Consider the following 23,437-nt stretch of genomic DNA (forward strand, 5'->3'; position numbering starts at 1 on the left):
CCACCAGCGCGACCACCCCGGCCGCCACCCACACCCCGGCCCACCACCGCATTCCGCACCTCCCGGTCCGCGCGTACGGACACCAGGATGCCCCCGATTCCGTGGTTGGGATCACAGCCTGTGGATTGAGTGTGGTCCCCTGTGGATTTCCGTACCTCCGCCTGACGGGGGACGCCCGGATGCGAGGATGAGGCGCCATGACGGCAGGGTGGTGTTCTCGCACGGTACGGGCCGCGGTGTTCGCGGCCGTGTGCGTGGTGCTCGCCGCCCTGGGGCACGTCATGATGTCCGGCAGCCATGTGCCCGCGTGGGCGCTGAGCGCCGGTACGGCGGCCACGGGCGTCGCCGGCTGGTGTCTGGCCGGGCGTGAACGCGGGCTGCCGCTGATCGTGACGGTCGTGGTCGCCGCCCAGACGGCCCTGCACGAGGCGTTCTCCCTCGCCCAGTCGGCCACCGGGACATCCGGTTCCGCGACCGCCATGGACATGAGCGGCATGGGCTCGATGGACATGAGCACCATGGACATGAGCACCATGGACGCGGCGCCGATGCACCCCACGTCCCACACCGCGGCCGTCGGCTCGCCCTCGCTGGGCATGCTCGCCGCCCACCTGATGGCCGCGCTGCTGTGCGGTCTGTGGCTGGCGTACGGAGAGAGGGCCGCCTTCCGCATCCTGCGCGCCGTCGCCGGACGGCTGGCCGCGCCCCTGCGGCTGTTCCTGGTCCCGCCCGTCACACCGGAACGGCCGCGTCCGCACCCGCGGCGCCGCTGCTCGGACCGGGCGCCGCGACTGCTCCTTCTCGTCCACGCGATCACCTCTCGGGGTCCTCCCGCCGCGACGGCTGTCGTCTGAGGACAGCAGGCTCCCCGGGGCAGCCCCTGCGCGCCCCGGGCCACGGCCGTACGACCGCACAGGCGCCCGTAACGCCGCGGCGCCCCGGTGCCGACCGCGCCGTAGCGCTCCTGTGCCCCGGCGCCACCGCGTCGTAGGCCGTCTCCCCCTTCACCGGACCGTCCGCGCCCTCGCGCGCCCCGGTCCGGATCACGGATCCGAGAAGGACACCAGGTGATGACCCCTGCCCTGCCCACCTCGCGCGCCTCGAACGACAGGACGGCGGCGCTCGACGAGTCGATCACGGCCTGGGCGCTCGCCGCCCGGGGCGGCGATTCCGACGCCGTCGAGCGGTTCGTGCGTGCCCTGCAGCGAGACGTCCGGCGCTATGTCGCCCATCTGTGCGCCGACCCGCAGGCCGTGGACGACCTCGCCCAGGACACGTTCCTGCGCGCCCTCGCCGGCCTCCACCGTTTCGAGGGCCGCTCCTCGGCGCGCTCCTGGCTGCTGTCCATCGCCCGCCGGGCCGTCATGGACAGCTACCGCTACGCCGCCTCCCGGCCCCGGCTGTCCGACGTACCGGACTGGCAACTGGCCGTCGAGCTCACCCAGCCGTGCGACCTGCCCGGCTTCGACGACGGCGTCGCGCTGCTGGATCTGCTGGCCGCGCTGCCGGACGAGCGTCGCGAGGCGTTCGTCCTCACCCAGCTGGCCGGACTGCCGTACGCGGAGGCCGCCGAGGTCAGCGACTGCCCGGTCGGTACGGTGCGTTCCCGCGTGGCGCGCGCCCGGGCGACGCTGGTCGACCTGCTGGAGGAGCCGGCCGCGCCGGCGGCCGTCTGACCGGCGCCGGGTCCTGACGGGGTCGGCCGGGCCGGCGGTCGCCGGGTGAGAAGACGATCGGGCCGACCCCGTCAGGGATCATGCTGATGCTTTGAGGCAGTTGTTGCAAGTAGATCGCAATAAGGCGCGGTGAGAGGGCTCCGCGGGGGCGATCACCGGTCGCCGCGGTCGCCTCGGGTGTCGCCTCTGTCGTCGCGGACGCGTTGGGCGACGTCGCGCAGCTTGACGTTGTGGTGCTGGGAGATGCGGCGCAGCACGTTGAAGGCGTCGTCCTCGCTGAGCTTGTGGCGTTCCATGAGGATGCCCATGGCCTCGCCGATGGCGTGCCGGGTCTTCATGGCGTCCTCGAGCTGGTCGATGGTGCGGGCGTCGGCCAGGGCCACGGCGGCGTGCGAGGCCAGCAGCCAGCCGGCGGTCTCGATGTCCTTGCCGAAGGCGCCCGGACGGTGGGAGTACAGGTTCAGCGCGCCGAAGTCCTCGTCATGGGTGTAGAGCAGCACCCCGGTCATGCTGCCGACGCCGAGATCACGGGCCGCCGAGGCGAACCGCGGCCAGGTCGGCTGCGGTTCGGTGAGGTCCGCGATGCGGTACACCCGCTCCCCGTCCGCGCCGTTCGCGCGCCGGGCCAGGTCGAAGCACGGCCCCTCGGCCAGCTCGCCCTGCAGCCGGTCGGACGCCTCGACCAGCTCCCCGCAGGAGGCCAGCGTGACCGCCCGGCCCTTGCGGATCGCCAGGATCCCGGCCGCGTCGCAGCCCTCCACCAGCCGCACCGCCGAGGCCGCGATCTCGTCCAGCGTCCCCTGCAGCGACTCCTGCGCGAGCAGGTTCCGTGCGAGCTGGGCCATCGCCTCGGCGAATTCCCGCCACTCCACCGCCATCACCCACCTCGACACGAGTGCGCCCACCCTACCCTCGGGCACCCGGCACGTCTTTGTCACAGCTTGATCAGGCGCGGCTCCTCCCTTGGGTCTGCCATGTCCGCGCCATGGCTACGATGAGCCGACTTCGGGGGCTCGAGGGGGAGTTGATGTTGGTGCGACGGATGATGGTGCGAAGAAGAACGCTCGCTGTCGTGGGCGTGGCCGCGCTGGTCCCGCTTTTCGTGTCCGCCGCGTCCGCGCAGGCGGCGTCGGCCTCACTGACCATGACCACGCTGGGTCGGCACGGCACCAAGGTCGCGACGACGGTCACGGTCGTCGCCGTGCCGTCCGGCCGGACGTACAGCGTCAGTTCCGGGAAGCGGCTAGGCCTGCCGTCGGGGCGCTACCTGGCGATGACCGACATCTACGAGAGCGCCCCGGACGGTCTGGGCACCGACACCATCGGCGCGCAGGTCGTCCAGGTGTCGGGGAACAAGGCGGTGACGCTGGACGCCCGCAAGGGCAAGGCCGTCAAGGTGTCCCTGGACACGCCCGCCGACGTGACGGATCCGCCGCGGATCAGCGCGCAGGTGTGCGCCGCCGGTGTGGACATGCCGTCCGCCTTCAGCGCGGGCGGCTGGAACGACGAGGGGTCCCTCTTCGCCATCCCCAACTCCTCCCCGCTGCTGCAGTTCGGGTACCTGGCGCAGTGGTCGGGCGACGACGGCTACGTCGCCGTGAAGAACAGCAAGGGCATCCCGGCCGCGCCCGGCGGGTCGTTCAAGCGGTCCCAGCTGGCGAGCGTGCACTTCGCGGTGCGCAGCGGAACCGAGATGGGCACCCAGGTCTACACCGCGCTCCAGGCCGAGCCGAAGGTCGACGACTGCACGACCGACCTGATGGCCGGGGTGCGCGACGACGACGCCCCGTACGGCGCCACCGTCCATGTGACCCCCGGGACCTGGCAGCCGCGCGACGACATCAGCGGGAGCAACGGCGAGAACGTCGGCGGCGGTTTCCCGAAGCTGCGGACACTGACGGCGGGGCAGAGCGTCACGCAGTCCTTCGGCCGGGCGGTGTGGGGTCCGACGCACAACCTTCCGCTGCTCGGGGGCCGGTCCGTCACCTTCTGGCCGGACGCCCTGGTCAACGACCCCGACGTGGGCGGTGGTTCGGGGGACGTCACGAAGGAGACGGTGGTCCTGTCCAAGGGGGCCACCACCGTCAAGAAGCAGACCCTGACGGACTGGCGCAACAGCGACGACGAGTTCTTCGCTCCCGTCCGCTCGGCCGGCTGGTACCGCCTGACCGTCGACGGCGGGCGCTACCGTCCGGGCATCACCTTCCCCGCCGGCATGCTGAGTTCGCGCGTCACCCTCGACTGGCACTTCAAGGTGGCAGACCCGGCCAGGTCGTGGGTCGCGCCGGTCTTCCTGACCCGGTTCCTGCCGACCGGGCTGAACGGCCGCAACCAGGCCGCGCCGAACACCACCACGACGGTCGGCGTGACCCCCGGGCGTGAGTCCCAGGGGCCCGACACGAGGCTCACCAGCGTGAGCGTCAAGTCCGTCCGGGTCTGGTCGTCCGCCGACGGCGGCAGGACCTGGAAGGCGGCGACCGTGACGCACTCCGGCACGGCCTGGCAGGCGTCCGTCCACAACCCGGCCTCCGGCGCCGTCGCCCTGCGCTCCGAGGTGACGGACGCAGCCGGGGACAGCTCGGTGGAGACGGTGTACCGGGCGTACGCCATCGGCTGAGACGGTGTACCGGGCGTACGCCATCGGCTGAGACGGCCCGGGGCACGGGCCGCTCTCGTCAGGCGCCGGCGCCTGAGACGGCCCGAGGCATCCGCCGCTCTCGTCAGGCGCCGGCGCCGCCGTCGACGGGGACGATGGCGCCGCTGACGTAGGAGGCGCGGTCGCTGAGCAGCCACGCGGCGGCCTCGGCCACCTCGCGGGGCTCGGCCATGCGGCCCAGCGGGGTGGCCGCGTTGTTGGCCTCGACCACGCCCGGGGTCGCCGCCTCCCAGGCGTCGATCATCTCGGTGGCGGTGCCGCCGGGGGTGATGCCGTTGACGCGGATGCCTTCCGGGCCCCAGGTCCTGGCCGCGGTCTCGGTGATGCTGTTGAGCGCGCGCTTCATGGCGCCGTAGGCGGGCAGGACGGGGTTGGCGCGGCGGCTGCCGATGCTGGAGGTGTTGACGATCGCCCCGCCGCCGGAGCGGCGCATGAGCGCTGCCTCCGCGTTCATGGCGGTCCAGTGCGAGCGGAAGTTCACGGCGAACTGCGCGTCGATGTCCTCGTCGCTGGTGGTGTCGAGCGGGCCCGGCTGCTGGATCACCGCGCCGTTGTTGAAGGCGCCGTCGAGGCGCCCGTGCAGTTCCCCGACCCGGTCGACCGCGGCGCGGATGCTCGCGGGATCGGCGAGGTCCAGGGTGACGGCGTCGGCGGTACCGCCTTCGGCGCGGATCTCCTTGACGATCCGCTCCAGGGCGTCGGTGCCGCGGGCGGCGAGCACGACGGCGGCGCCCTCGGCGGCGAAGAGCCGGGCGGCGGCCGCCCCGATGCCTCGGCTGGCGCCGGTGATGAACACGACCTTGCCGGTGAGCAGGCCGAGGGGTGCGGTGTGTGCGCTGTTTGCGGTGTTCGTGTTGTTCGTAGCGTTCGTAGCGTTCGTGTTGTTCGCAGCGTTCGTGGTGTTCGTCATGACACCCAAGCGTCCGGTCGCCCGCCGGCCGGATACAGGCACAGGCTGTACCAGGATCCGACCGCCGCGCCGGGCGCACACTGGTCCTATGGACAAACAGGAACTCGGGGCGTTCCTCCGCAGCCGCCGCGAGCGGCTGTGCCCGCAGGACGTCGGCCTGCCCAGCGGACCCCGGCGCCGCACCCCCGGTCTGCGCCGTGAGGAGGTCGCGGTCCTCGCGCACATCTCCACCGAGTACTACGTCCGGCTCGAACAGGGCAGGGCGCCGCGACCGTCGGCCGAGGTCCTCGCCGGGATCGCGGGCGCGCTACGGCTCACCGACGCCGAGTCCGACCACCTCCACACCCTCGCGGGGACCGCGCCCAGCCGCACCGGACTGCACCGGCGCGACGTCCGCCCGAGCATCCTCGCGCTGCTCGAACGGCTCCCGCAGACGGCCGCCTTCGTGATGTCCACCGCGTTCGAAGTCCTCGCGTGGAACGACCTCGCGGCCGCGCTCATGGAGGACTTCGCACCGCTCGCCCCCAGGGACCGCAATCTCGCGCGCCGTGTGTTCCTCGCGCCGACACGGGACGGAGCCACGCTGTACGGGATCTCCGACGAAGCCGAGTTCCGGCATCACGTGGTCACGCAGCTCCGCGCCGCCGTCGCCCGCTACCCGACGGATCCGGACGTGACCGGCCTGGTCGACGAACTGCGCACCGGCAGTCCCGACTTCGCACGGCTCTGGGAGCGGCACGACGTACAGGCCGCGCCGATGCTCACCAAGACCTTCCGCCATCCGACGGTCGGCGAGGTCACCGTCGACTGCGACACGCTCAGCCTCACCGACCGCGACCAGTACCTCGTGCTCTACACGGCACCACCGGGATCCCGCAGCGCCGAGGCCCTGGACCTGCTGAACGTCCTGGGAACCGAGGCCACCCACTACTCGGCCTGACGGCTACTCCCCGAGCCCCGCGAACCGCGGCTCAGGGCCACACCAAGCAGTACGGCTGATGCCCCGCCTCATGCAGCCGATGGCTGAAGTCCTGCCACTCGTGGAGCAGTTGGTACACGTTGAACGCGTCCCGCGGGCCGCCGCGGTCCGGGACCGTCGACCAGATGAAGGCCGCCGCGCCCACCGCCTCCTCGCCGATGCCGCGGAGGGGGTCGACGACCGTCATGGGGAGCTTGACCACGGCGTAGTCGGGGTGCAGGACGACCAGTTCCAGGGGCGGGACCTTGTGCAGGGGCACGCCTTCTATGCCCGTGAGGACCATCGCCGCCATCGTCTCCGGCTTGATCTTCGTGAACATGCCGTTCATGCCGAGCTCGTCGCCGCCGAGTTCCTCGGGGCGCATCGAGATCGGGACGCGGGCCGCGGTCGCGCCGTCCGGCGCGCCGAAGTACTTGTACGTCACCCCCACCCGACCACCATTCCTGCTCCCCGCCCGCAGCCGGTCGAGCCGGCGGTCGGTCCGCCGGTCGAACGGTTCGGGCTCACTCGGTACACCCTGTCCCTGACGTCTCTCGGTAGCTTCCTCCGCCTCGCGTCGGTGCCTTCCCCGCTGGGCCCGTCGAGGACCCAGGTCGTCAGTCCCCTCGCCCAGTCCGCCACCGCGATGCATATCTCCACCCGACTGCTTTTCTAGGACGCGTGGCCCCCGCCGCGCAACCCGATCATCGTGTCAGTGACCTCCCCCACGGCCGCCCGCCGAAACGTGCGTTGAAACACCTGTCCGCAGGATCTTCGCAGCCCCTGAACAAGCCTCCGTACACCCGGTCGTACATCAGCCGTACATCCGTACGCACTCCTATACGTACGACAGAGCCGTTCGAGGTGTGTGTATCAGGTCCCAGTTTCGCAGATCACGTCGAGCCGCGACTGTTCCCCGGGTCAGCAGCGGGAGGGCGGTGGTGCCCCGCTGCCGCCGCGCCCCGCTGACCTACCCTGGGGAGGTCACCGGGCAACCGGAGCCCGCCCAGCCCGAGAGGTCGGAGAAGCCGCAGGTCATGAGCGAACTGCCATATCCATACGAAGCCCCCGAGTCGCAGGCGCTGTTCGACCGCGCGGCCGCCGTCACGCCCGGCGGCGTGAACTCCCCGGTGCGCGCCTTCCGGGCCGTGGGCGGCACGCCCCGGTTCATGGTGTCGGGCCGGGGCGCGTATCTGACGGACGCGGACGGCCGGGACTACGTTGACCTCGTGTGTTCCTGGGGGCCCATGATCCTCGGCCACTCCCACCCCGAGGTCATCGCCGCCGTCCAGGACGCCGTCTCGCGCGGTACCTCCTTCGGCACGCCCGGTGAGGGCGAGGTCGCGCTCGCCGAGGAGATCGTCGCCCGGGTGGAGCCGGTGGAGCAGGTACGGCTGGTCAGCAGCGGGACCGAGGCGACCATGAGCGCCATCCGGCTCGCCCGCGGGTTCACCCGGCGCTCCAAGGTGATCAAGTTCGCCGGGTGTTACCACGGTCACGTCGACTCGCTGCTCGCCGCCGCCGGCAGCGGGGTGGCCACGTTCGCGCTGCCCGACACCCCCGGCGTCACCGGTGCCCAGGCCGGCGACACGATCGTGCTGCCGTACAACGACCTGGAGGCCGTGAACGAGGCCTTCCACCGGCACCCGGGCGAGATCGCCTGTGTGATCACCGAGGCCTCGCCCGGCAACATGGGCGTGGTGCCGCCGCGGCCCGGCTTCAACCAGGGGCTGAAGGACGCCTGCGCGAAGAACGGCGCGCTGTTCATCTCCGACGAGGTCATGACCGGGTTCCGGACGAGTCGCGCCGGGTGGTACGGCATCGACGGCGTCCGGCCCGACCTGATGACCTTCGGCAAGGTCATGGGCGGCGGCTTCCCGGCCGCGGCCTTCGGCGGCCGGCAGGACGTCATGGAGCACCTCGCCCCCGCCGGGCCCGTCTACCAGGCCGGCACCCTCTCCGGGAACCCGGTCGCCACCGCGGCCGGCCTCGCCCAGCTGCGCCTGCTCGACGACGCCGCCTACGACAAGGTCAACGCCGTGTCGGAGCAGATCCAGGCGCTGGTCACCGAGGCGCTCACCAAGGAGGGCGTGGCGCACCGGCTGCAGAGCGCCTCCAACATGTTCTCCGTCTTCTTCACGGACCGCTCGGTGCGTGACTACGAGGACGCGAAGGCGCAGGAGTCCTTCCGCTTCACCGCCTTCTTCCACTCGATGCTGGCGCAGGGCGTCTACCTCCCGCCCTCGTCCTTCGAGTCCTGGTTCGTGTCCACGGCCCACGACGAACAGGCCGTGCAGCGCATCGCCGACGCCCTCCCGGCGGCGGCCCGAGCGGCGGCGGAGGCCACAGCAGCATGAGCGAGCAGCAGGACATCACGGTCGTACACCTCATGCGGCACGGCGAGGTCGACAACCCGGACGGGGTCCTCTACGGCCGTCTCGCCGGGTACCACCTCTCGGAACTCGGACGGCAGATGGCCGACCGGGTCGCCGAGCACCTCGCCTCCCGGGACGTGACGTACGTCTGCGCCTCGCCGCTGGAGCGGGCGCAGGAGACGGCCACGCCGATCGCCAAGGCGCACGGGCTCCCGCTCGCCTCCGACGAGCGGCTCATCGAGGCCGACAACATCTTCCAGGGCAAGACCTTCGGCGTCGGCGACGGTGCGCTCAGGAAGCCGGAGAACTGGAAGTACCTCGTCAACCCGTTCAAGCCGTCCTGGGGCGAGCCGTACGTCGACATCGTCGTACGGATGATGCAGGCACTGGACGCCGCCAAGGAGCAGGCGCGTGGGCACGAGGCGGTGCTGGTCAGCCATCAGCTGCCGATCTGGACCGTGCGCTCCTACGTCGAGAGGCGGCGGCTGTGGCACGACCCGCGCAAGCGGCAGTGCACCCTCGCCTCGCTGACGAGCTTCACCTACCGGGGTGACAAGATCGTGTCCGTCGGCTACACCGAGCCGGCCCGCGATCTGGTGCCCGCTCATCTCCTCGCGGGCGCCAAGCCGGCGAAGGGGAAGAGCAAGGCCTTCGGCGCCTGAGCCGACGCAGGAGCGCCTGCCCGCGCAGGAGCGCCTGAGCCCGCGCAGGATGTTCATCTTGTGTCTTATGACACGTTCGTGACATTTATTGCGGGATTAGTGTGATCGCGAGGAACCTCCCCGTTCGTCGTGTCCTCTGAAGGGGTGACCACCAGAGCACATGACGAATCGGGGTTGGAATGCGCGCACTCTCTCGCAGGGGAATGCTCGGGCTGGGCGCGGGAGCCGCGGCGGCCGCCGGACTCGCCGGCTGCGGCACCCTCAAACCGTCAGACGGGCCGCACCCCGCTTCGGGTTCCAAGGGCGGCAAGAAGTCCGGGAGTACGGCGCATCCGGCCAAGCCCATCGGTGACGGCTCGACCTCCTTCAGCGGCAAGCAGCCCCATCAGCCGGCCAAGCCCGAGCCCCTGGAGCCCGGCCAGACCCCGCCCCAGTTCGTCATCTTCTCCTGGGACGGCGCAGGCGAGGTCGGCAACGGCCTCTTCCCGCGCTTCCTCGACCTCGCCAAGCAGCACGGCGCGTCCATGACCTTCTTCCTGTCCGGGCTCTACCTGCTGCCCGAGTCGAAGAAGCGGCTCTACGACCCGCCGAACAACCCGCGCGGCGCCTCCGACATCGGCTACCTCACCGACGAGCACGTCAAGGCGACGCTCACCAACATCCGCCGCGCCTGGCTCGAGGGCCACGAGATCGGCACCCATTTCAACGGCCACTTCTGCTCCGGCCACGGCACCGTCGGCAACTGGACGCCCGCACAGTGGCGCAGCGAGATCCAGCAGGCCAAGGCGTTCGTGAAGCAGTGGCGCACCAACACCGGCTGGACCGACCTGCCCTCGCTCCCCTTCGACTACGACAAGGAACTGGTCGGCGGCCGCACACCCTGTCTGCTCGGCCAGAACAACCTGCTGCCCACCGCCAGGTCGCTCGGCTGGCGCTACGACGCCTCCTCGCCCGGCGGCCGGCAGGTGTGGCCGGACAAGAAGCTGGGCGTGTGGGACCTGCCGCTGCAGCAGATCCCCTTCCCCGGCCGGTCCTTCGAGGTCCTGTCGATGGACTACAACATGCTCGCCAACCAGTCGCTGAACTCGACCAAGGCGCCCGCCTACAACTACCCGGCCTGGCGCACCCAGTCCGCGCAGGCGTACATATCCGGCTTCCAGCGGGCATACGAGACGAACCGGGCGCCCTTCTTCATCGGCAACCACTTCGAGCACTGGAACGGCGGCATCTACATGGACGCCGTCGAGGAGGCGTTCAAGCACATCGCCCGGGAGAAGGAGAAGGGCGCGGACGTACGGCTGGTCTCCTTCCGGCAGTTCGTCGACTGGATGGACGTGCAGAAGCCGGAGGTGCTCGCCAAGCTCCGTACGCTCGACGTCGGGCAGCGCCCCGCCGGCGGCTGGAAGGCGTTCCTTCAGCCGACCCCGTCCTCCTCGCCCTCACCCTCCGGACAAGCCGCCTGACGTGCGGCTTCCTGGCCCCAAGAGGCCCGTGAGGGGGGCGGGCAAGATCCCCGGAACGGGCATGCGAAACTTTTCACATGAGTGCCGCCAGCCACGTCCCCCTGCGCTCGAACCGCAGCCGCGCCGTCCTGCTCGCCGCAGCCGCCGCGGCCGCGGCGCTGACCCTGTCCGCGTGCAGCTCCGGGGGTACCTCGGGCGGAGGCGGTGACACCAACTTCGTCATGGGCAAGGACGGCATCTCCACCGCCAAGAAGGGGCAGCGCGCCGCCGCGCCCGACCTGTCCGGCAAGACGGTCAACGGGCAGCAGCTCGACGTCGCCTCCTACAAGGGCAAGGTCGTCGTCCTGAACGTGTGGGGTTCCTGGTGCGCGCCCTGCCGCGCCGAGGCGCCGGGCCTGGAGAAGGTCTACGAGAGCCTCAAGGCCAAGGGCGTGCAGTTCGTCGGCATCAACACCCGCGACACCAGCGTCCAGAACGCGGTCGCCTTCGAGAAGCAGATGGGCGTCACCTTCCCCAGCCTCTACGACCCCACCGGCAAGCTGATGCTGCGCTTCAAGAAGGGCACGCTCAACCCGCAGGCGGTGCCCTCCACGCTCGTCCTGGACCGCGAGGGCGGGATCGCCGCCCGCTCGCTGGCCGCGCTCAGCGAGGACAAGCTGCGCAGCATGATCGCCCCGGTCCTCGCGGAGAAGTGACGTGACATCCGTCACCACGCTCGCCGCGACGGGCTACAACGGCACGGTGCTCAACGGCGCCCTGCTGGTCGCCCTGCCCATCGCGCTGCTCGGCGGACTCGTCTCCTTCTTCTCCCCGTGCGTCCTCCCGCTCGTCCCCGGCTACCTCTCCTACGTCACCGGCGTCACCGGCACCGACCTCGCCGAGGCCCGGCGCGGACGCATGGTCGCCGGCGCCTCCCTGTTCGTGCTCGGCTTCACCGCCGTGTTCGTCTCCAGCGGCGCCCTGTTCGGCTTCTTCGGCGACACCCTTCAGGACAACAAGGGCATCCTGTCCAAGGTGCTGGGCGTGCTCATGATCCTCATGGGCGTCTTCTTCATGGGCCTCATGCCCTGGATGACCCAGCGTGAGTTCCGCTTCCACAAGCGGCCCGTGGCCGGTCTCGCCGGTGCCCCCGTGCTGGGCGCCCTGTTCGGCATCGGCTGGACCCCCTGCATCGGACCCACGCTCGCCTCCGTACTGGCCCTGTCCTCCCAGCAGTCCAGCGCCGGACGGGGCGCCATACTGACCGTCGCCTACTGCCTCGGCCTCGGCGTGCCCTTCGTGCTCGCCGCGGTCGCCTTCCGCAAGGCGCTCGGCGCCTTCGGCTGGGTCAAGCGCCACTATGTCTGGGTGATGCGGATCGGCGGCACGATGATGATCGTGACCGGTCTGCTCCTCGTCACCGGCGCCTGGGACCGAATCGTGCAGGACATGCAGTCCTGGTCCGCCGGCTTCACCGTGGGGATCTGATCGATGAGCAAGACCACAACCGGTACGACCACCGAGCGGGCCGAGGACCCGGACCTCGGCGCCGCCGGCTCCCAGCTGTCCACCGCGCCCAGGGAGGACCTGCCGAACCTGCCCTCCCTGGGCGTGATCGGCTGGGCCCGCTGGTTCTGGCGGCAGCTGACCTCCATGCGGGTCGCGCTGCTGCTGCTCCTGCTCCTCTCCCTCGGCGCCATCCCCGGCTCGCTGATCCCGCAGTCCGGCATCGACGCCACCAAGGTCGCCGACTTCCGCAAGGCGCACACCGTCCTCGCGCCGGTCTACGACAGGCTCGGCCTCTTCCACGTCTACAGCTCGGTGTGGTTCTCCGCGATCTACATCCTGCTGTTCGTCTCCCTCATCGGCTGCATCATCCCGCGCACCTGGCAGTTCGTCGGCCAGCTCCGCGGCCGCCCGCCGGGCGCCCCCAGGCGGCTGACCCGGCTGCCCGCGTACACGACCTGGCGCACCGAGACCGAACCCGAGCAGGTCCGCGAGGCCGCGCTCGCCCTCCTCAAGAAGCGCCGCTTCCGCGCCCACCTCGCCGGTGACGCCGTCGCAGCCGAGAAGGGCTATCTGCGCGAGGTCGGCAACCTCGCCTTCCACATCGCCCTGATCGTGCTGCTGATCGCCTTCGCCTGGGGCCAGCTCTACAAGTCCGAGGGCAACAAGCTGATCGTCGAGGGCGACGGTTTCTCCAACACCACCACCCAGTACGACGACTTCAAGTCCGGCAACCTCTTCACCACCGACGATCTGGTGCCGTTCAGCTTCCGCCTGAACAAGTTCACCGGCACGTACGAGACGAACGGCCCCAACCGGGGCACCCCGCGCACCTACCAGGCCGCCGTCACCTACAGCCAGGGCGCCTACGGCAAGGACAAGAAGAGGCTCGTCAAGGTCAACGAACCGCTGTCCATCGGCGACGCCAAGGTCTACCTCACCGCCCACGGCTACGCACCCCTCATCACCGTCCGCGACGGCAAGGGCAACGTCGTCTACCGCGACGCCGTCCCCCTCCTTCCGCTCGACTCCAACGTCACCTCCACCGGCGTGGTCAAGGTCCTCGACGGCTACCGCAACGCCCAGGGCGTCAGCGAGCAGCTGGGCATCTCGGCGTTCCTCCTGCCCACCTACACCAAGGGCAGCGAGACCGCCTCCACCTTCCCCGCCCTGCTCAACCCGGTGCTCAACCTGACGCCGTACCACGGTGACCTCGGGGTCAACTCCGGCATCCCGCAGAGCGTGTACCAGCTCGACAAGTCGCATGTGAAGGAGTTCAAGGACGCCAAGGGCCAGCAGCTCAGGGCGAACCTGAAGCCCGGCGAGACCATGCGGCTGCCGAACGGCGCCGGGTCGATCACCTACGACACCACCAAGGAGTGGGCGAACTTCCAGATCGTCCAGCAGCCCGGCACCGACTGGGCGCTCGCCGGCGCCCTCGTCGCGATCTTCGGTCTCGCCGCCTCCCTGTTCATCCAGCGCCGCCGCGTCTGGGTGCGCGCGGTGACCGGCCCCGACGGCGTCACGGTCGTCGAGATGGCCGGTCTCGGCCGCAGCGAGTCCGCGAAGGTCCCGGAGGAGCTCGGCGACCTCGCCGGAATCCTCTACGACCAGGCACCCGGTGCCCCCGAGCCCGAAGAGGACTCCCAGGACCACTCCGACGCCGAACCCGGTGCCGGCTCCCCAGACCAAGACGACTCAACCACCCCCGACCCCCAAGTCGTACCTGCCGAAGGGGCTGAGAAGTGACTCTCTCCGCCGGAACCGAGTTGGCCACCGCGACCAACGAACACCTCGCGAACATCAGCAACACGCTGATCTACTCCGCGATGGCCGTCTACACCCTGGCCTTCTTCGCCTACATCGCCGAATGGCTCTTCGGCAGCCGCAGCAGGGTCGGCCGCACGGCCGCCGCGCTCACCGGCAAGGCGGAGGGCGCCAAGGGCAAGGCACCGGCCGTCACCGTGCAGAAGGCCGGCGGCACCGCCGTACTGGAGCGGCCCAAGGTCGTCGTACGGTCCGCGGCCGGTGCCCGGGACGTGCCGGACGGGCCCGGGGCGCACGGCGGGGACGAGCAGGGCGACCTCTACGGGCGTATCGCCATCTCGCTCAGCGTGCTCGCATACCTCATCCACCTCGGCGGCGTGATCGCCCGCGCGGCCTCGGTGGAGCGGGCGCCGTGGGGCAACATGTACGAGTTCAACATCACGTTCTCCGCGGTGGCCGTCACCGTCTACCTCACGCTGCTCGCGCTGAAGAAGAACGTCCGCTGGCTCGGCCTGTTCCTGATCACGACGGTCCTCCTCGATCTCGGCATCGCCGTCACTGTCTTGTACACCGCCAGCGACCAGTTGGTTCCCGCCCTTCACTCGTACTGGCTGTACATCCACGTCTCCACCGCCATCCTGTGCGGCGCGGTCTTCTACGTGGGCGCGGTCGGCACGCTGCTGTACCTCTTCAAGGACTCCTACGAGACCAAGCTGGAGAACGGCGGCACGCCCGGCCGCTTCGCCACCTCGTTCCTGGAGCGCCTGCCCGCATCCTCCTCGCTGGACAAGTTCTCCTACCGCGTCAACGCGGCCGTCTTCCCGCTGTGGACGTTCACGATCATCGCGGGCGCGATCTGGGCCGAGTCCGCCTGGGGCCGCTACTGGGGCTGGGACCCCAAGGAGACCTGGGCGTTCATCACCTGGGTCGCCTACGCCTGCTACCTGCACGCCCGCGCCACCGCCGGCTGGAAGGGCCGCAAGGCCGCCTACCTGGCCCTGATCGCCTTCGGCTGCTGGCTCTTCAACTACTACGGCGTCAACATCTTCGTCTCGGGCAAGCACTCGTACGCGGGCGTGTAGCGGCGGCGGGCGTGCGGCAGCCGTGGCCGTGGCCGCAGCGGTGGGAGAAGCCGGTCAGCCGACCGTGATCGAGTCCAGCTTCTCCCGCAGGTACACATGCGAGTCGACCGGTGGGTACGCCACCCGTCCCACCGGAGCCGGCACGGACTCCACGACCGTCCCCGGGGTGCACTCGCCGAAGTAGACGAGGGACATCAGCTCCTCGGAGGGGGCGTCGGCCGGCGGCGGGAGGACCCGGTGCCGGCCCGAGCGCCAGCGGTCGCCGGTCCAGCGGGCCATCAGGTCACCGATGTTGATGGTGAAGGCGTCCGGGTCGTAGGGCGCGTCCTCCCAACCGCCGTCGTCCGTCCAGACCTGCAGGCCGCCCTTGCCCGCCTGCCGGTCCAGGATCGTCACCGTCCCGAAGTCGGTGTGCGGGCCGATGCGGAACTGACCCGGCTGCGGCTGGCCGACGACGTCCGTCCCCGGGTACCAGTTGATGTTGAAGCCGTACGTCGGGTGGTCCATGTGCCGGGAGAAGAAGTCGCGCTCCAGGCCGAGCGCCTCGCCGAGCAGGGACAGCAGCCGCTTCTCCAGTTCCGCCATCCGCTCCAGGTACTCGGCGCACAGCGTCCGCAGCTGCGGCACCTCCGCCGGCCACACGTTGGGCGCGTACCACTCCGCGTTGATCACCGGGTCCTCGAAGGGCTCGTGCGTCGCGAAGGTCAGCGACTCCTTCAGGTCGGGCGGGGTCTCGGTGCCCTCCGAGTAGCCGTTCGCCTCCGCGCCGGGCCCGAGCCAGCCGCGACCGCCGACCTTCGCCTCGTAGGGCTGCTTGACTCCTGCGGGCAGGGTGAAGAAGGCCCGCGCCGCCTCCCGGATCCCCGAGCGCAGGGCAGGGTCGACCCCGTGCCCCGTCACCAGCAGGAACCCGGCGCTCTGCAGGGCCTCGTCGACGGTACGGGCGATGGCCGCGCGGGCGTCCGCGTCGCCCTCCAGCCAGGGCCGCAGATCGATGGTCGGGATGCGCGGGGCAGGGGCGTCACTCACCGATGTCCTCATTCCACAGAGCCGGATGGTTCTTGATGAAGTCGCGCATCATGCCGATGCACTCGGGGTCGTCGAGCAGCACGATCTCCACGCCGTGCTCGGCCAGCCAGTCGTGTCCGCCGTGGAAGGTCGCCGCCTCGCCGACGACGACCCGGGAGATGCCGAACTGCCGGACCAGTCCGGAGCAGTACCAGCAGGGCGAGAGGGTGGTGACCATGGTCGTACCGCGATACGACCGCTGCCGTCCCGCGTTCCGGAACGCGGCCGTCTCCGCGTGCATGGAGGGGTCGTCGTCCTGGACGCGCCGGTTGTGGCCCCGCCCGAGCAGCGTGCCGTCGGCGCCGTAGAGCGCGGCCCCGATCGGGATGCCGCCCTCCGCGAGCCCGGCGCGGGCCTCCGCGACGGCGGTGGCGAGCCAGGTGTGTGCCTGTGCCTGATCCATACGTTCCACTCTCCTGTGGCCGAAACACGAGGGCAACGTGCGGAAAGTACTCTCCGGGCAACCCGCCGCCGGACGAACTGTCCACGCCCAGGAGGTGCCCGTGGCCGCCCTCACGCTCCGCGAAGTCCTGGACCTCGATCCCGTACGCGCCTCCGAGCCCCGCCTGCTGACCGGACGGACCGCCCTCGACCGCCCCGTGCGCTGGGTCCACTCCAGCGAGGTCTACGAGGGCGCCAACTTCCTCGACGGCGGCGAATTGCTGCTCACCAATGGCTTCGGACTCACCGACGCCGACGAGGAGGTACGGCGGCGGTACGTCCGTGAGCTGGCCGCGCGCGGGGCGGCGGGGCTGGCGGTGGAGATCGGCCGCTCCCTGCCCCACATGCCCGCCGAGGTCGTCGACGAGGCCGACCGTCTCGGCCTGCCCCTGCTGGCCCTGCACCGGGTCGTGCCCTTCGTGCGGATCACCGAGGCGGCCAACCGGGCGATCGTCGCGCGCGGGCTGTCCGGGCGGTCGGTGGTACGGCCCTGGGGCGACGACCACACGGCCGCACTGCTCGCCGACCTCGCCGACCGGGCGGCCCTCAACCAGCCCGAGGTGGAGGCCCGTTCGGCCCTCGCCGGGTTCCATCCGGGGCCGGGGGCACGGCTGATCGGGGTGTCCGTGCACGGGACCCGGGAGACCGGCGCGGTGGACCGGGCCGTACGGCTGCTGAGCGGGGCCGCGGTGCTGCGGGCGGCCTTCCCGGGCGACGTGCTGGCCCTGCTCGCGCTGCCCACCGCCGCAACCGGCGACCCGATCCGCGCGGTCCAGGACGCCTTCCGTGCCGCCGCTGACCCCGGTCTCACCGTCGCCGTCGGGCATGCCGTGGACGCGGGCGGTGGCTGGCTGCGCTGGAGCGACACCCTGCGCGCGGCTCGTACGACGCTGGAACTGGCGCTGACCGTGCCGGCCGCCGAACCCTCCGTCCCCGACGGCCCGTTGGTGACCTCCGCCCGCGCGCTCGCCCTGGAGCGGGAGCTGACCCGCGGCGGTGTGGACACCAACCGGGACCGGCTCGCCCGGTTGGTGCAGCACACGTTGGGGCCGCTGTTGGCGTGGGAGGCGGCGCATCCCAGCGACCTGGTGCGCACGTTGGAGGTGCATCTGCGGCACGGCTGCTCGCCGACGCGCACGGCGTCGTTGCTGCACATCGGCCGCCAGTCCCTCTACCAACGCCTGGAGCGCATCGAGTCGTTGCTCGGCCTGGAGATCGACGACCCCGACCTCCTGGGCGAGTTGCTGCAGGCGGCCTGCGCACACCGGGTGGTCCGGGGGATGGGGGCGACTCAGGTACGGGGGCTGCGGACGGTGGCTTGACGGAAGGTGTGCGGGCTCGGGCCGTGGTCGCCGCCCACGTCCGGCGGTCAGAGCGATCAGGATGTCGATGGGTGACGGGCCCCGGTGATGGCCGATCTTCAGCAGCTCTCGCTGGACGGCGATGATCTTCGGCCAGACGTCGTCGGGGGCGGGTACCCAGCCGAAGGTGCTCGTGGTCGTGCTCCGCGCGTACCCCGTGCATCAACTCAGCCTCGACTGGCGGGCAGATGGCCAGTTGCCGACGTGTTTGGGCCACGGGGATGTGATCTGCCCGCGCGGAAGGCGCCGGACCGCCGAGGTGTCGGCCAGATACGTCACTGTCCTGAACGCTCGAGCGCCTCGAGGGCCTCGAAGTCGAGGTAGTCCTCCGAGTTCTCCCGCAGCCAGCGCAGTGCCCGTGCCCGGTCGTCCGCGCTGATCGCGGCCGCTATGGTCAGGGCGCGGTTGATGGTGTCCCGCTTCGTCTTGGTGCCGAGCTGCCGCTGGGCGAACGCCAGTATGTCGTCGTCGATGTCGACCAGGATCCTGGACACACGGCCTCCCGAGGCCACGTTGATATACAGCGCAATGCCTGTATATCAACGTGTGGAGGCCCTGCCCCGTCGGCCCGCTCAGGCCGCCGCGCTCGTGCGCCGGCCCCGGCTCCGCAGCACCGCGTACAGCGCCGCGCTCACCACGAAGCCGACGACCGGGGTGATGTCGCCGAAGGACGGCCAGTGCTTGGGGACGTAGCCGACGTAGTCCTCCTGGTTGGAGAAGAGGGGGACCGAGACCGCGACGCCGATCAAGAGGGCCGCCAGGCCGGGCCAGTTGGTGAAGGCGCGGTCCCTCAGGCGGGCCGCCAGGGCCTCGTCCGTCGCCGTCCGGCCCTGCAGCCAGCGCTCGGTCAGGACGACCCCGAGCCACGGCGCCACCCAGTACGCGATCACCAGCAGGAACGCCTCGTACGCCGCACCCGCGTCGTCCAGTGACGCCCACGCCGCCGCCGTACCGGCCACGCCCGACACCACGACCAGCACCCCACGGCTGAGCCAGGTGGGGAGGTTCAGGCCGAAGGACGCGATGGAGATGGCCCCGGAGTACACATTGAGGGCGTTCGCCGAGATGCCGCCGAGGATGATCGCGATGAGCACCAGGTCGCCCAGCCAGCCCGGCAGATGGCCGGTGAAGGCGGCCGTCGGGGTGGCGTCCTTCGGGGCCACGAGCGTCGCGGAGGCCGCGCCGATGACCGCCACCACGGCGACGGACACGAACAGGCCGACGGCCGGGTAGAGGACCGTCTTCATCTTGTTCGCGGTGCGGGGCAGGTAGCGGGAGTAGTCCGTGGCGTACGGGTTCCAGCCCGCCGCGTAACCCCATGCCGCGCTGAACGCGAGCAGGAAACCGCCGATCCCGCCGCCGGTGCCGCCCCCGCCGAGGTCGGCGTCCTTGAAGGTCCACACGCCGGCCAGCAGGAAGATCACCGCCAGCGCGGGGAAGGCGTACTTCTCGAAGGTGTGGACGAAGTTGTGGCCGATGAAGCCGATGAGGATCTCGGCCACGACCACGAGGAACAGGGACGGCAGCGGGCGCAGACCCGTCAGCGTGTTGAGTGCGAAGGCCGCGCTCACGCTGTTCACCGCGAACCAGCCGACACCGGCGACCAGGCCGTTGGCCGCCGAGGGCAGGATGTTGCCGAAGTAGCCGAAGGAGAGGCGGCCGATCACCATCTGCGGCACCCCGAACCGGGGCCCGTCCAGCGACAGCACGCCCTGGGTGATCGCGCCGACCGCGGTGCCGAGCACGATGGCGGCCGTGGCCTGCCAGAAGCTCAGCCCGAAGAAGAGGACCGCGATCACACCGATGTAGACGGTCGCGAACTCGATGTTCGGTGAGGCCCACGTCCACAGCAGCTGGAGCGGGCTGCCGTGCCGCTCTGCGTCGGGGATGGGCTCGGAGCCCGCCGTTTCGACGGCGATGACCTTGTCACCGTAGGCGGGGGCGAGGGTGCCGGCGGAGTCGGCAGGAGCAGTCGTCATACGAGCCAAGTGTCCGGTTCCGACCGGTCCGGGCCCAGGGGCGCACTGTCCGCTTCGGGGGCTGCGGCGACGTACACCTTGTACGGCCCGACGCCGTGAGTGCGGTCCCCGCCGCCAGGGCGGTCCCGCCGCCGCGGCGGCTCACTCCTTGTTCTTGTCCGTGTCCTTGTCGCCCTTGGTGTCGTCCAGGGACTTCAGGAAGTCGGGGTTGTCGTCCGGCGCGATCCAGCGCCCCGGCGCGGCGGGCCCCGCGGACCCGGTCGCGGCCGACCGGGACTTTCCGGCGATCAGCCAGGCCACCGGCCCGACCAGCACCTCACCGAACAGCAGGATGACGATCACCCAGGCCACCTTGGGCAGTCCGCGCACCTCCTCCTCGGGAGTGTTCAGACAGTCCACGAAGGCGTAGATCCACAGGGCCAGCACCAGAAGGAACGGCAGATACCTCAGCATGCTCGCGTGCTCTCCCAGCGGTGGTGAGTCGGCCCCGGTGACGGGGCCAGGGTAGCGGGTGGCCGATACTGGGACCCATGGCTTACGACGATCTTCGCTCCCTGCTCAGGGCCCTGGAACGCGAGGGCGACCTCAAGCGCGTCAAGGTCGAGGTCGACCCCTACCTGGAGGTCGGGGAGATCGTCGACCGGGTGCAGAAGGCAGGCGGCCCCGCGCTGCTCTTCGAGAACGTGAAGGGCTCCGCCATGCCCCTCGCGATGAATGTCTTCGGCACCGACCGGCGGCTGCTGAAGGCCCTGGGCCTGAAGTCGTACGGCGAGATCAGCGAGAAGATCGGCGGTCTGCTGCGGCCCGAACTGCCGCACGGGTTCGTCGGGGTGCGCGAGGCCTTCGGCAAGCTCGGCGCGATGACGCACGTACCGCCGAAGAAGGTGAAGTCCGACAACGCGCCGGTGCAGGAGGTCGTCCTCACCGGGGACGACGTCGATCTCGACCGGCTGCCCGCGCTGTTCACCTGGCCCAAGGACGGCGGCTCCTTCTTCAACCTGGGCCTCACCCACACCAAGGACCCGGAGTCCGGGATCCGCAACCTCGGCCTGTACCGGCTCCAGCGGCACGACAAGCGCACCATCGGCATGCACTGGCAGATCCACAAGGACAGCCGCAACCACTACCAGGTCGCGGCGCGGCGCGGCGAGCGGCTGCCGGTCGCGATCGCCTTCGGCTGCCCGCCCGCGGTGACGTACGCCTCCACCGCGCCCCTGCCCGGTGACATCGACGAGTACCTGTTCGCCGGGTTCATCGCCGGCAAGCGGATCGAGATGGTGGACTGCAAGACCGTGCCGCTGCAGGTGCCGGCGCAGGCGGAGGTCGTGATCGAGGGCTGGCTGGAGCCCGGCGAGATGCTCCCCGAGGGCCCCTTCGGCGACCACACCGGCTTCTACACCCCGCAGGAACCGTTCCCCGCGTTGAGGATCGACTGCGTGACGATGCGGAAGCGGCCGCTGCTGCAGTCGATCGTCGTAGGCCGGCCCCCGACGGAGGACGGACCCCTCGGCCGTGCGACCGAACGGTTCTTCCTCCCCCTGCTGAAGATCATCGTCCCGGACATCGTGGACTACCACCTGCCCGAGGCGGGCGGCTTCCACAACTGCGCGATCGTCTCGATCGACAAGAAGTACCCCAAGCACGCCCAGAAGGTCATGCACGCGATCTGGGGGGCACACATGATGTCCCTGACGAAGCTGATCGTGGTCGTCGACTCCGACTGCGACGTCCACGACCTGCACGAGGTCGCGTGGCGGGCGCTCGGCAACACCGACTACGCCCGCGACCTCAGCGTCGTCGAAGGCCCCGTCGACCATCTCGACCACGCCTCCTACCAGCAGTTCTGGGGTGGCAAGGCGGGCATCGACGCGACGAAGAAGTGGCCCGAGGAGGGCTACACCCGCGACGGCGGCTGGCCCGACATGGTCCTGTCCGACCCGGATACGGCGGCGAAGGTCGACCGCCGCTGGAAGGAGTACGGCCTTTCATGAGCAGCGCCTCCGCCGCGATCCCACAGCCAGGACGCACCAAGGCGTTTCTGCGCCTGGTGATGATCGAGCACTCGGTGTTCGCCCTGCCCTTCGCGTACATCGCCGCGCTCACCGCGATGTACGAGTGGGACAAGAACATCCACTGGGGGCGGCTGCTCCTGGTCACCGTCTGCATGGTGGGTCTGCGGACGTTCGCCATGGCCGTGAACCGGATCATCGACCGGGAGATCGACGCCCGGAACCCGCGCACGGCCCACCGCGAGCTGGTCACCGGTGCGATGTCGGTGAAGCACGCCTGGACCGGTGCCCTCATCGCGGTCGTGGTCTTCCTCGGCTCGGCGGCGCTGCTCAATCCGCTCTGCCTGGCGCTGGCGCCGGTCGCGGTCGTCCCGATGGTCGTCTACCCCTACGGCAAGCGGTTCACGAACTTCCCGCAGGCCATCCTGGGGCTCGCCCAGGCCATGGGCCCGATCGGCGGCTGGCTCGCCATCACCGGCGAGTGGAACTGGCACGCGGTGATCCTCGGCCTCGCCGTGGGCATCTGGATCGGCGGGTTCGATCTGATCTACGCCTGCCAGGACGTCGAGACCGACCGCGAGATCGGCGTCATGTCGGTCCCGGCCCGCTTCGGCATCCCGGCGGCCATCCGGGGCGCGCGGGTGTGCCACCTGCTGACCATGTCCCTGCTCGTCTGGTACGCCGTGGTGACCGACGCCGGCGGGTTCTTCTGGGTCGGTCTGATGATCGTCGCGGGCGCCTTCGTCTACGAGCACTCGATCGTGCGGCCCCACGACCTGTCCCGCCTCAACCGCGCTTTCTTCAGCGTCAACGGCTTCATCGGCATCGCCCTGTTCGTGTGCGCGCTGCTGGATCTGCTGGTGCGGGGCCTCACCGTGTGAGCGCGGGCGGCGAGGCGGGGCGGCGCCGGAACCAGAACGCCGTCCCGACTCCCGTCGCCAGGCCTATCAGGTGGGCCTGCCAGCTGACGCCCGTCTGCAGGGGGGACAGGCCCAGGAGGATCGACGTGCCCCAGACGGCGCCGATCAGCAGGCCCACCAGGACGCCCAGCGGGCGGCGCTCCACGAAGCCGCTGACCAACAGGTAGCCGAACAGGCCGAAGATCAGGCCGGACGCGCCCGCGGTGTTGGTGTGGTCCGGTGCTATGAGCCACACGCCCAGTCCGTCGGCGACGATGATGACGAGGCAGAGGGCGGCGAACCGGCGCAGTCCGCCGAGCGCCGCGAGGAAGCCCATGACCAGCAGCGGCACGCTGTTGGCGGCCACATGGGCGAAGCCGAAGTGGATGAACGCGGCCGGGACGATGTCCACCAGCTCGGATACCCGGCGCGGCATGATGCCGAGACCGTCGAGCGCGTGGCCGCTGACCACGTCGACCACTTCCAGCAGCCACAGCAGGGCGACCCAGCCCACCATCAGCTTGGCCGCGGCCTTCGCCCGCTCACCCCGCGACCACTCGAGCTCCGTACCCGACATGCCGTCCCCCAACGATCCGCCCGACCCTAGAGGGTCCTTAAGAACAACGGCCGAGCCCCCTCGACCGGT

23 protein-coding genes are annotated in these 23,437 nt (G+C 70.6%); 14 read left to right on the forward strand and 9 right to left on the reverse strand.

Going from position 1 to position 23,437, the window contains the following annotated elements; translation table 11 throughout:
* The first annotated feature begins 197 nt into the window (after nucleotides 1-197).
* Together GRC12_RS17060 and GRC12_RS17065 are read left to right on the forward strand one after the other, a co-directional pair.
* Nucleotides 198-854 carry a hypothetical protein gene (locus GRC12_RS17060; RefSeq protein WP_208780145.1) on the forward strand — a complete coding sequence of 219 codons (657 nt, stop codon included), beginning with the start codon at nucleotides 198-200 and terminating at the stop codon, nucleotides 852-854.
* Nucleotides 855-1,067: 213 nt separating this feature from the next.
* The gene (locus GRC12_RS17065; RefSeq protein WP_208780146.1) at nucleotides 1,068-1,676 is read left to right on the forward strand and encodes a sigma-70 family RNA polymerase sigma factor; all 609 of its coding nucleotides are present in this window, start codon (nucleotides 1,068-1,070) and stop codon (nucleotides 1,674-1,676) included.
* Nucleotides 1,677-1,828: 152 nt separating this feature from the next.
* On the opposite strand, the gene GRC12_RS17070 is transcribed toward GRC12_RS17065, so the two are convergent.
* Nucleotides 1,829-2,554: a GAF and ANTAR domain-containing protein gene (locus GRC12_RS17070; RefSeq protein WP_208780176.1), complete on the reverse strand. Its 726-nt coding sequence runs from the start codon at nucleotides 2,552-2,554 to the stop codon at nucleotides 1,829-1,831.
* A gap of 194 nt (nucleotides 2,555-2,748) precedes the next feature.
* Here GRC12_RS17070 and GRC12_RS17075 point away from each other — a divergent pair, with 194 nt between their 5' ends.
* Nucleotides 2,749-4,293 (forward strand): hypothetical protein, encoded by a 1,545-nt coding sequence (locus GRC12_RS17075; protein ID WP_208780147.1) that lies wholly within the window; start codon nucleotides 2,749-2,751, stop codon nucleotides 4,291-4,293.
* Between the two features lie 103 nt (nucleotides 4,294-4,396).
* On the opposite strand, the gene GRC12_RS17080 is transcribed toward GRC12_RS17075, so the two are convergent.
* Entirely contained in the window at nucleotides 4,397-5,242 is an 846-nt protein-coding gene (locus tag GRC12_RS17080) for an SDR family NAD(P)-dependent oxidoreductase (protein WP_208780148.1), read from the reverse strand.
* 88 nt (nucleotides 5,243-5,330) lie between these two features.
* Here GRC12_RS17080 and GRC12_RS17085 point away from each other — a divergent pair, with 88 nt between their 5' ends.
* Entirely contained in the window at nucleotides 5,331-6,182 is an 852-nt protein-coding gene (locus GRC12_RS17085) for a helix-turn-helix transcriptional regulator (protein ID WP_208780149.1), read from the forward strand.
* A 31-nt stretch (nucleotides 6,183-6,213) separates the two neighbouring features.
* On the opposite strand, the gene GRC12_RS17090 is transcribed toward GRC12_RS17085, so the two are convergent.
* Entirely contained in the window at nucleotides 6,214-6,852 is a 639-nt protein-coding gene (locus GRC12_RS17090; protein WP_208780150.1) for a hypothetical protein, read from the reverse strand.
* A 385-nt stretch (nucleotides 6,853-7,237) separates the two neighbouring features.
* Between GRC12_RS17090 and hemL the strand changes: the two genes are divergently transcribed.
* The 7 genes from hemL to ccsB all read left to right on the forward strand — a co-directional run bounded on the left by hemL (nucleotide 7,238) and on the right by ccsB (nucleotide 15,034).
* Nucleotides 7,238-8,557, forward strand: coding sequence for a glutamate-1-semialdehyde 2,1-aminomutase (gene hemL, locus GRC12_RS17095; protein ID WP_208780151.1), 1,320 nt, complete (start codon nucleotides 7,238-7,240; stop codon nucleotides 8,555-8,557).
* Nucleotides 8,554-9,237 carry a histidine phosphatase family protein gene (locus tag GRC12_RS17100; protein WP_208780152.1) on the forward strand — a complete coding sequence of 228 codons (684 nt, stop codon included), beginning with the start codon at nucleotides 8,554-8,556 and terminating at the stop codon, nucleotides 9,235-9,237. Before hemL ends, GRC12_RS17100 begins: the two co-directional genes overlap by 4 nt.
* Nucleotides 9,238-9,416: 179 nt before the next feature.
* Nucleotides 9,417-10,700 (forward strand): hypothetical protein, encoded by a 1,284-nt coding sequence (locus GRC12_RS17105; protein WP_208780153.1) that lies wholly within the window; start codon nucleotides 9,417-9,419, stop codon nucleotides 10,698-10,700.
* Between the two features lie 77 nt (nucleotides 10,701-10,777).
* The gene (locus tag GRC12_RS17110; protein ID WP_208780154.1) at nucleotides 10,778-11,395 is read left to right on the forward strand and encodes a TlpA family protein disulfide reductase; all 618 of its coding nucleotides are present in this window, start codon (nucleotides 10,778-10,780) and stop codon (nucleotides 11,393-11,395) included.
* 1 nt (nucleotide 11,396) lies between these two features.
* Nucleotides 11,397-12,167: a cytochrome c biogenesis CcdA family protein gene (locus GRC12_RS17115; RefSeq protein WP_208780155.1), complete on the forward strand. Its 771-nt coding sequence runs from the start codon at nucleotides 11,397-11,399 to the stop codon at nucleotides 12,165-12,167.
* A gap of 3 nt (nucleotides 12,168-12,170) precedes the next feature.
* The gene (gene resB / locus GRC12_RS17120; protein ID WP_208780156.1) at nucleotides 12,171-13,934 is read left to right on the forward strand and encodes a cytochrome c biogenesis protein ResB; all 1,764 of its coding nucleotides are present in this window, start codon (nucleotides 12,171-12,173) and stop codon (nucleotides 13,932-13,934) included.
* The gene (gene ccsB / locus GRC12_RS17125) at nucleotides 13,931-15,034 is read left to right on the forward strand and encodes a c-type cytochrome biogenesis protein CcsB (protein WP_208780157.1); all 1,104 of its coding nucleotides are present in this window, start codon (nucleotides 13,931-13,933) and stop codon (nucleotides 15,032-15,034) included. Before resB ends, ccsB begins: the two co-directional genes overlap by 4 nt.
* A gap of 54 nt (nucleotides 15,035-15,088) precedes the next feature.
* Here the strand turns inward: ccsB and GRC12_RS17130 are convergent, their stop codons facing one another.
* Nucleotides 15,089-16,063, reverse strand: coding sequence for an isopenicillin N synthase family dioxygenase (locus tag GRC12_RS17130; RefSeq protein WP_208780158.1), 975 nt, complete (start codon nucleotides 16,061-16,063; stop codon nucleotides 15,089-15,091).
* Nucleotides 16,056-16,505, reverse strand: coding sequence for a nucleoside deaminase (locus GRC12_RS17135; RefSeq protein WP_208780159.1), 450 nt, complete (start codon nucleotides 16,503-16,505; stop codon nucleotides 16,056-16,058). The genes GRC12_RS17130 and GRC12_RS17135 overlap by 8 nt, the downstream gene beginning before the upstream one ends.
* Before the next feature lie 100 nt (nucleotides 16,506-16,605).
* On the opposite strand from GRC12_RS17135, the gene GRC12_RS17140 reads away from it, so the two are divergent.
* On the forward strand, nucleotides 16,606-17,865 hold the full coding sequence (locus GRC12_RS17140) for a PucR family transcriptional regulator (RefSeq protein WP_208780160.1): 1,260 nt from the start codon (nucleotides 16,606-16,608) through the stop codon (nucleotides 17,863-17,865).
* Nucleotides 17,866-18,179: 314 nt separating this feature from the next.
* Here GRC12_RS17140 and GRC12_RS17145 read toward each other — a convergent pair whose 3' ends face one another.
* From GRC12_RS17145 to GRC12_RS17155, 3 genes are all read right to left on the reverse strand, one after another.
* A complete protein-coding gene (locus GRC12_RS17145) occupies nucleotides 18,180-18,398 on the reverse strand; it encodes a type II toxin-antitoxin system VapB family antitoxin (protein ID WP_208780161.1) in 219 nt (72 codons plus the stop codon).
* 78 nt (nucleotides 18,399-18,476) lie between these two features.
* Nucleotides 18,477-19,883, reverse strand: a complete 1,407-nt coding sequence (locus tag GRC12_RS17150; RefSeq protein ID WP_208780162.1) for a purine-cytosine permease family protein — start codon at nucleotides 19,881-19,883, stop codon at nucleotides 18,477-18,479.
* A 141-nt stretch (nucleotides 19,884-20,024) separates the two neighbouring features.
* Nucleotides 20,025-20,336: a PLD nuclease N-terminal domain-containing protein gene (locus tag GRC12_RS17155; protein ID WP_208780163.1), complete on the reverse strand. Its 312-nt coding sequence runs from the start codon at nucleotides 20,334-20,336 to the stop codon at nucleotides 20,025-20,027.
* 77 nt (nucleotides 20,337-20,413) lie between these two features.
* Here GRC12_RS17155 and GRC12_RS17160 point away from each other — a divergent pair, with 77 nt between their 5' ends.
* Complete coding sequence (locus tag GRC12_RS17160) at nucleotides 20,414-21,874, forward strand: menaquinone biosynthesis decarboxylase (RefSeq protein ID WP_208780164.1); 1,461 nt, start codon at nucleotides 20,414-20,416, stop codon at nucleotides 21,872-21,874.
* On the forward strand, nucleotides 21,871-22,773 hold the full coding sequence (gene mqnP, locus GRC12_RS17165; protein WP_208780165.1) for a menaquinone biosynthesis prenyltransferase MqnP: 903 nt from the start codon (nucleotides 21,871-21,873) through the stop codon (nucleotides 22,771-22,773). The genes GRC12_RS17160 and mqnP overlap by 4 nt, the downstream gene beginning before the upstream one ends.
* Here mqnP and GRC12_RS17170 read toward each other — a convergent pair.
* Nucleotides 22,763-23,368, reverse strand: coding sequence for a rhomboid family intramembrane serine protease (locus tag GRC12_RS17170; protein WP_208780166.1), 606 nt, complete (start codon nucleotides 23,366-23,368; stop codon nucleotides 22,763-22,765). The two genes, mqnP and GRC12_RS17170, sit on opposite strands and share 11 nt — an antisense overlap.
* Nucleotides 23,369-23,437: the final 69 nt, after the last annotated feature.

It is taken from the genome of Streptomyces griseorubiginosus, from assembly GCF_017614965.1.
Classification (GTDB): Bacteria; Actinomycetota; Actinomycetes; order Streptomycetales; family Streptomycetaceae; genus Streptomyces; species Streptomyces griseorubiginosus_B.

Coding starts and splice junctions, on each gene's coding strand:
- GRC12_RS17060 (WP_208780145.1), top strand. CDS start 198: ATGACGGCAGGGTGGTGTTCTCGCACGGTACGGGCCGCGGTGTTCGCG.
- GRC12_RS17070 (WP_208780176.1), bottom strand. CDS start 2,554: ATGGCGGTGGAGTGGCGGGAATTCGCCGAGGCGATGGCCCAGCTCGCA.
- GRC12_RS17080 (WP_208780148.1), bottom strand. CDS start 5,242: ATGACGAACACCACGAACGCTGCGAACAACACGAACGCTACGAACGCT.
- GRC12_RS17085 (WP_208780149.1), top strand. CDS start 5,331: ATGGACAAACAGGAACTCGGGGCGTTCCTCCGCAGCCGCCGCGAGCGG.
- GRC12_RS17090 (WP_208780150.1), bottom strand. CDS start 6,852: ATGCATCGCGGTGGCGGACTGGGCGAGGGGACTGACGACCTGGGTCCT.
- hemL (WP_208780151.1), top strand. CDS start 7,238: ATGAGCGAACTGCCATATCCATACGAAGCCCCCGAGTCGCAGGCGCTG.
- GRC12_RS17100 (WP_208780152.1), top strand. CDS start 8,554: ATGAGCGAGCAGCAGGACATCACGGTCGTACACCTCATGCGGCACGGC.
- GRC12_RS17105 (WP_208780153.1), top strand. CDS start 9,417: ATGCGCGCACTCTCTCGCAGGGGAATGCTCGGGCTGGGCGCGGGAGCC.
- GRC12_RS17110 (WP_208780154.1), top strand. CDS start 10,778: ATGAGTGCCGCCAGCCACGTCCCCCTGCGCTCGAACCGCAGCCGCGCC.
- resB (WP_208780156.1), top strand. CDS start 12,171: ATGAGCAAGACCACAACCGGTACGACCACCGAGCGGGCCGAGGACCCG.
- GRC12_RS17135 (WP_208780159.1), bottom strand. CDS start 16,505: ATGGATCAGGCACAGGCACACACCTGGCTCGCCACCGCCGTCGCGGAG.
- GRC12_RS17150 (WP_208780162.1), bottom strand. CDS start 19,883: ATGACGACTGCTCCTGCCGACTCCGCCGGCACCCTCGCCCCCGCCTAC.
- GRC12_RS17155 (WP_208780163.1), bottom strand. CDS start 20,336: ATGCTGAGGTATCTGCCGTTCCTTCTGGTGCTGGCCCTGTGGATCTAC.
- GRC12_RS17160 (WP_208780164.1), top strand. CDS start 20,414: ATGGCTTACGACGATCTTCGCTCCCTGCTCAGGGCCCTGGAACGCGAG.
- mqnP (WP_208780165.1), top strand. CDS start 21,871: ATGAGCAGCGCCTCCGCCGCGATCCCACAGCCAGGACGCACCAAGGCG.
- GRC12_RS17170 (WP_208780166.1), bottom strand. CDS start 23,368: ATGTCGGGTACGGAGCTCGAGTGGTCGCGGGGTGAGCGGGCGAAGGCC.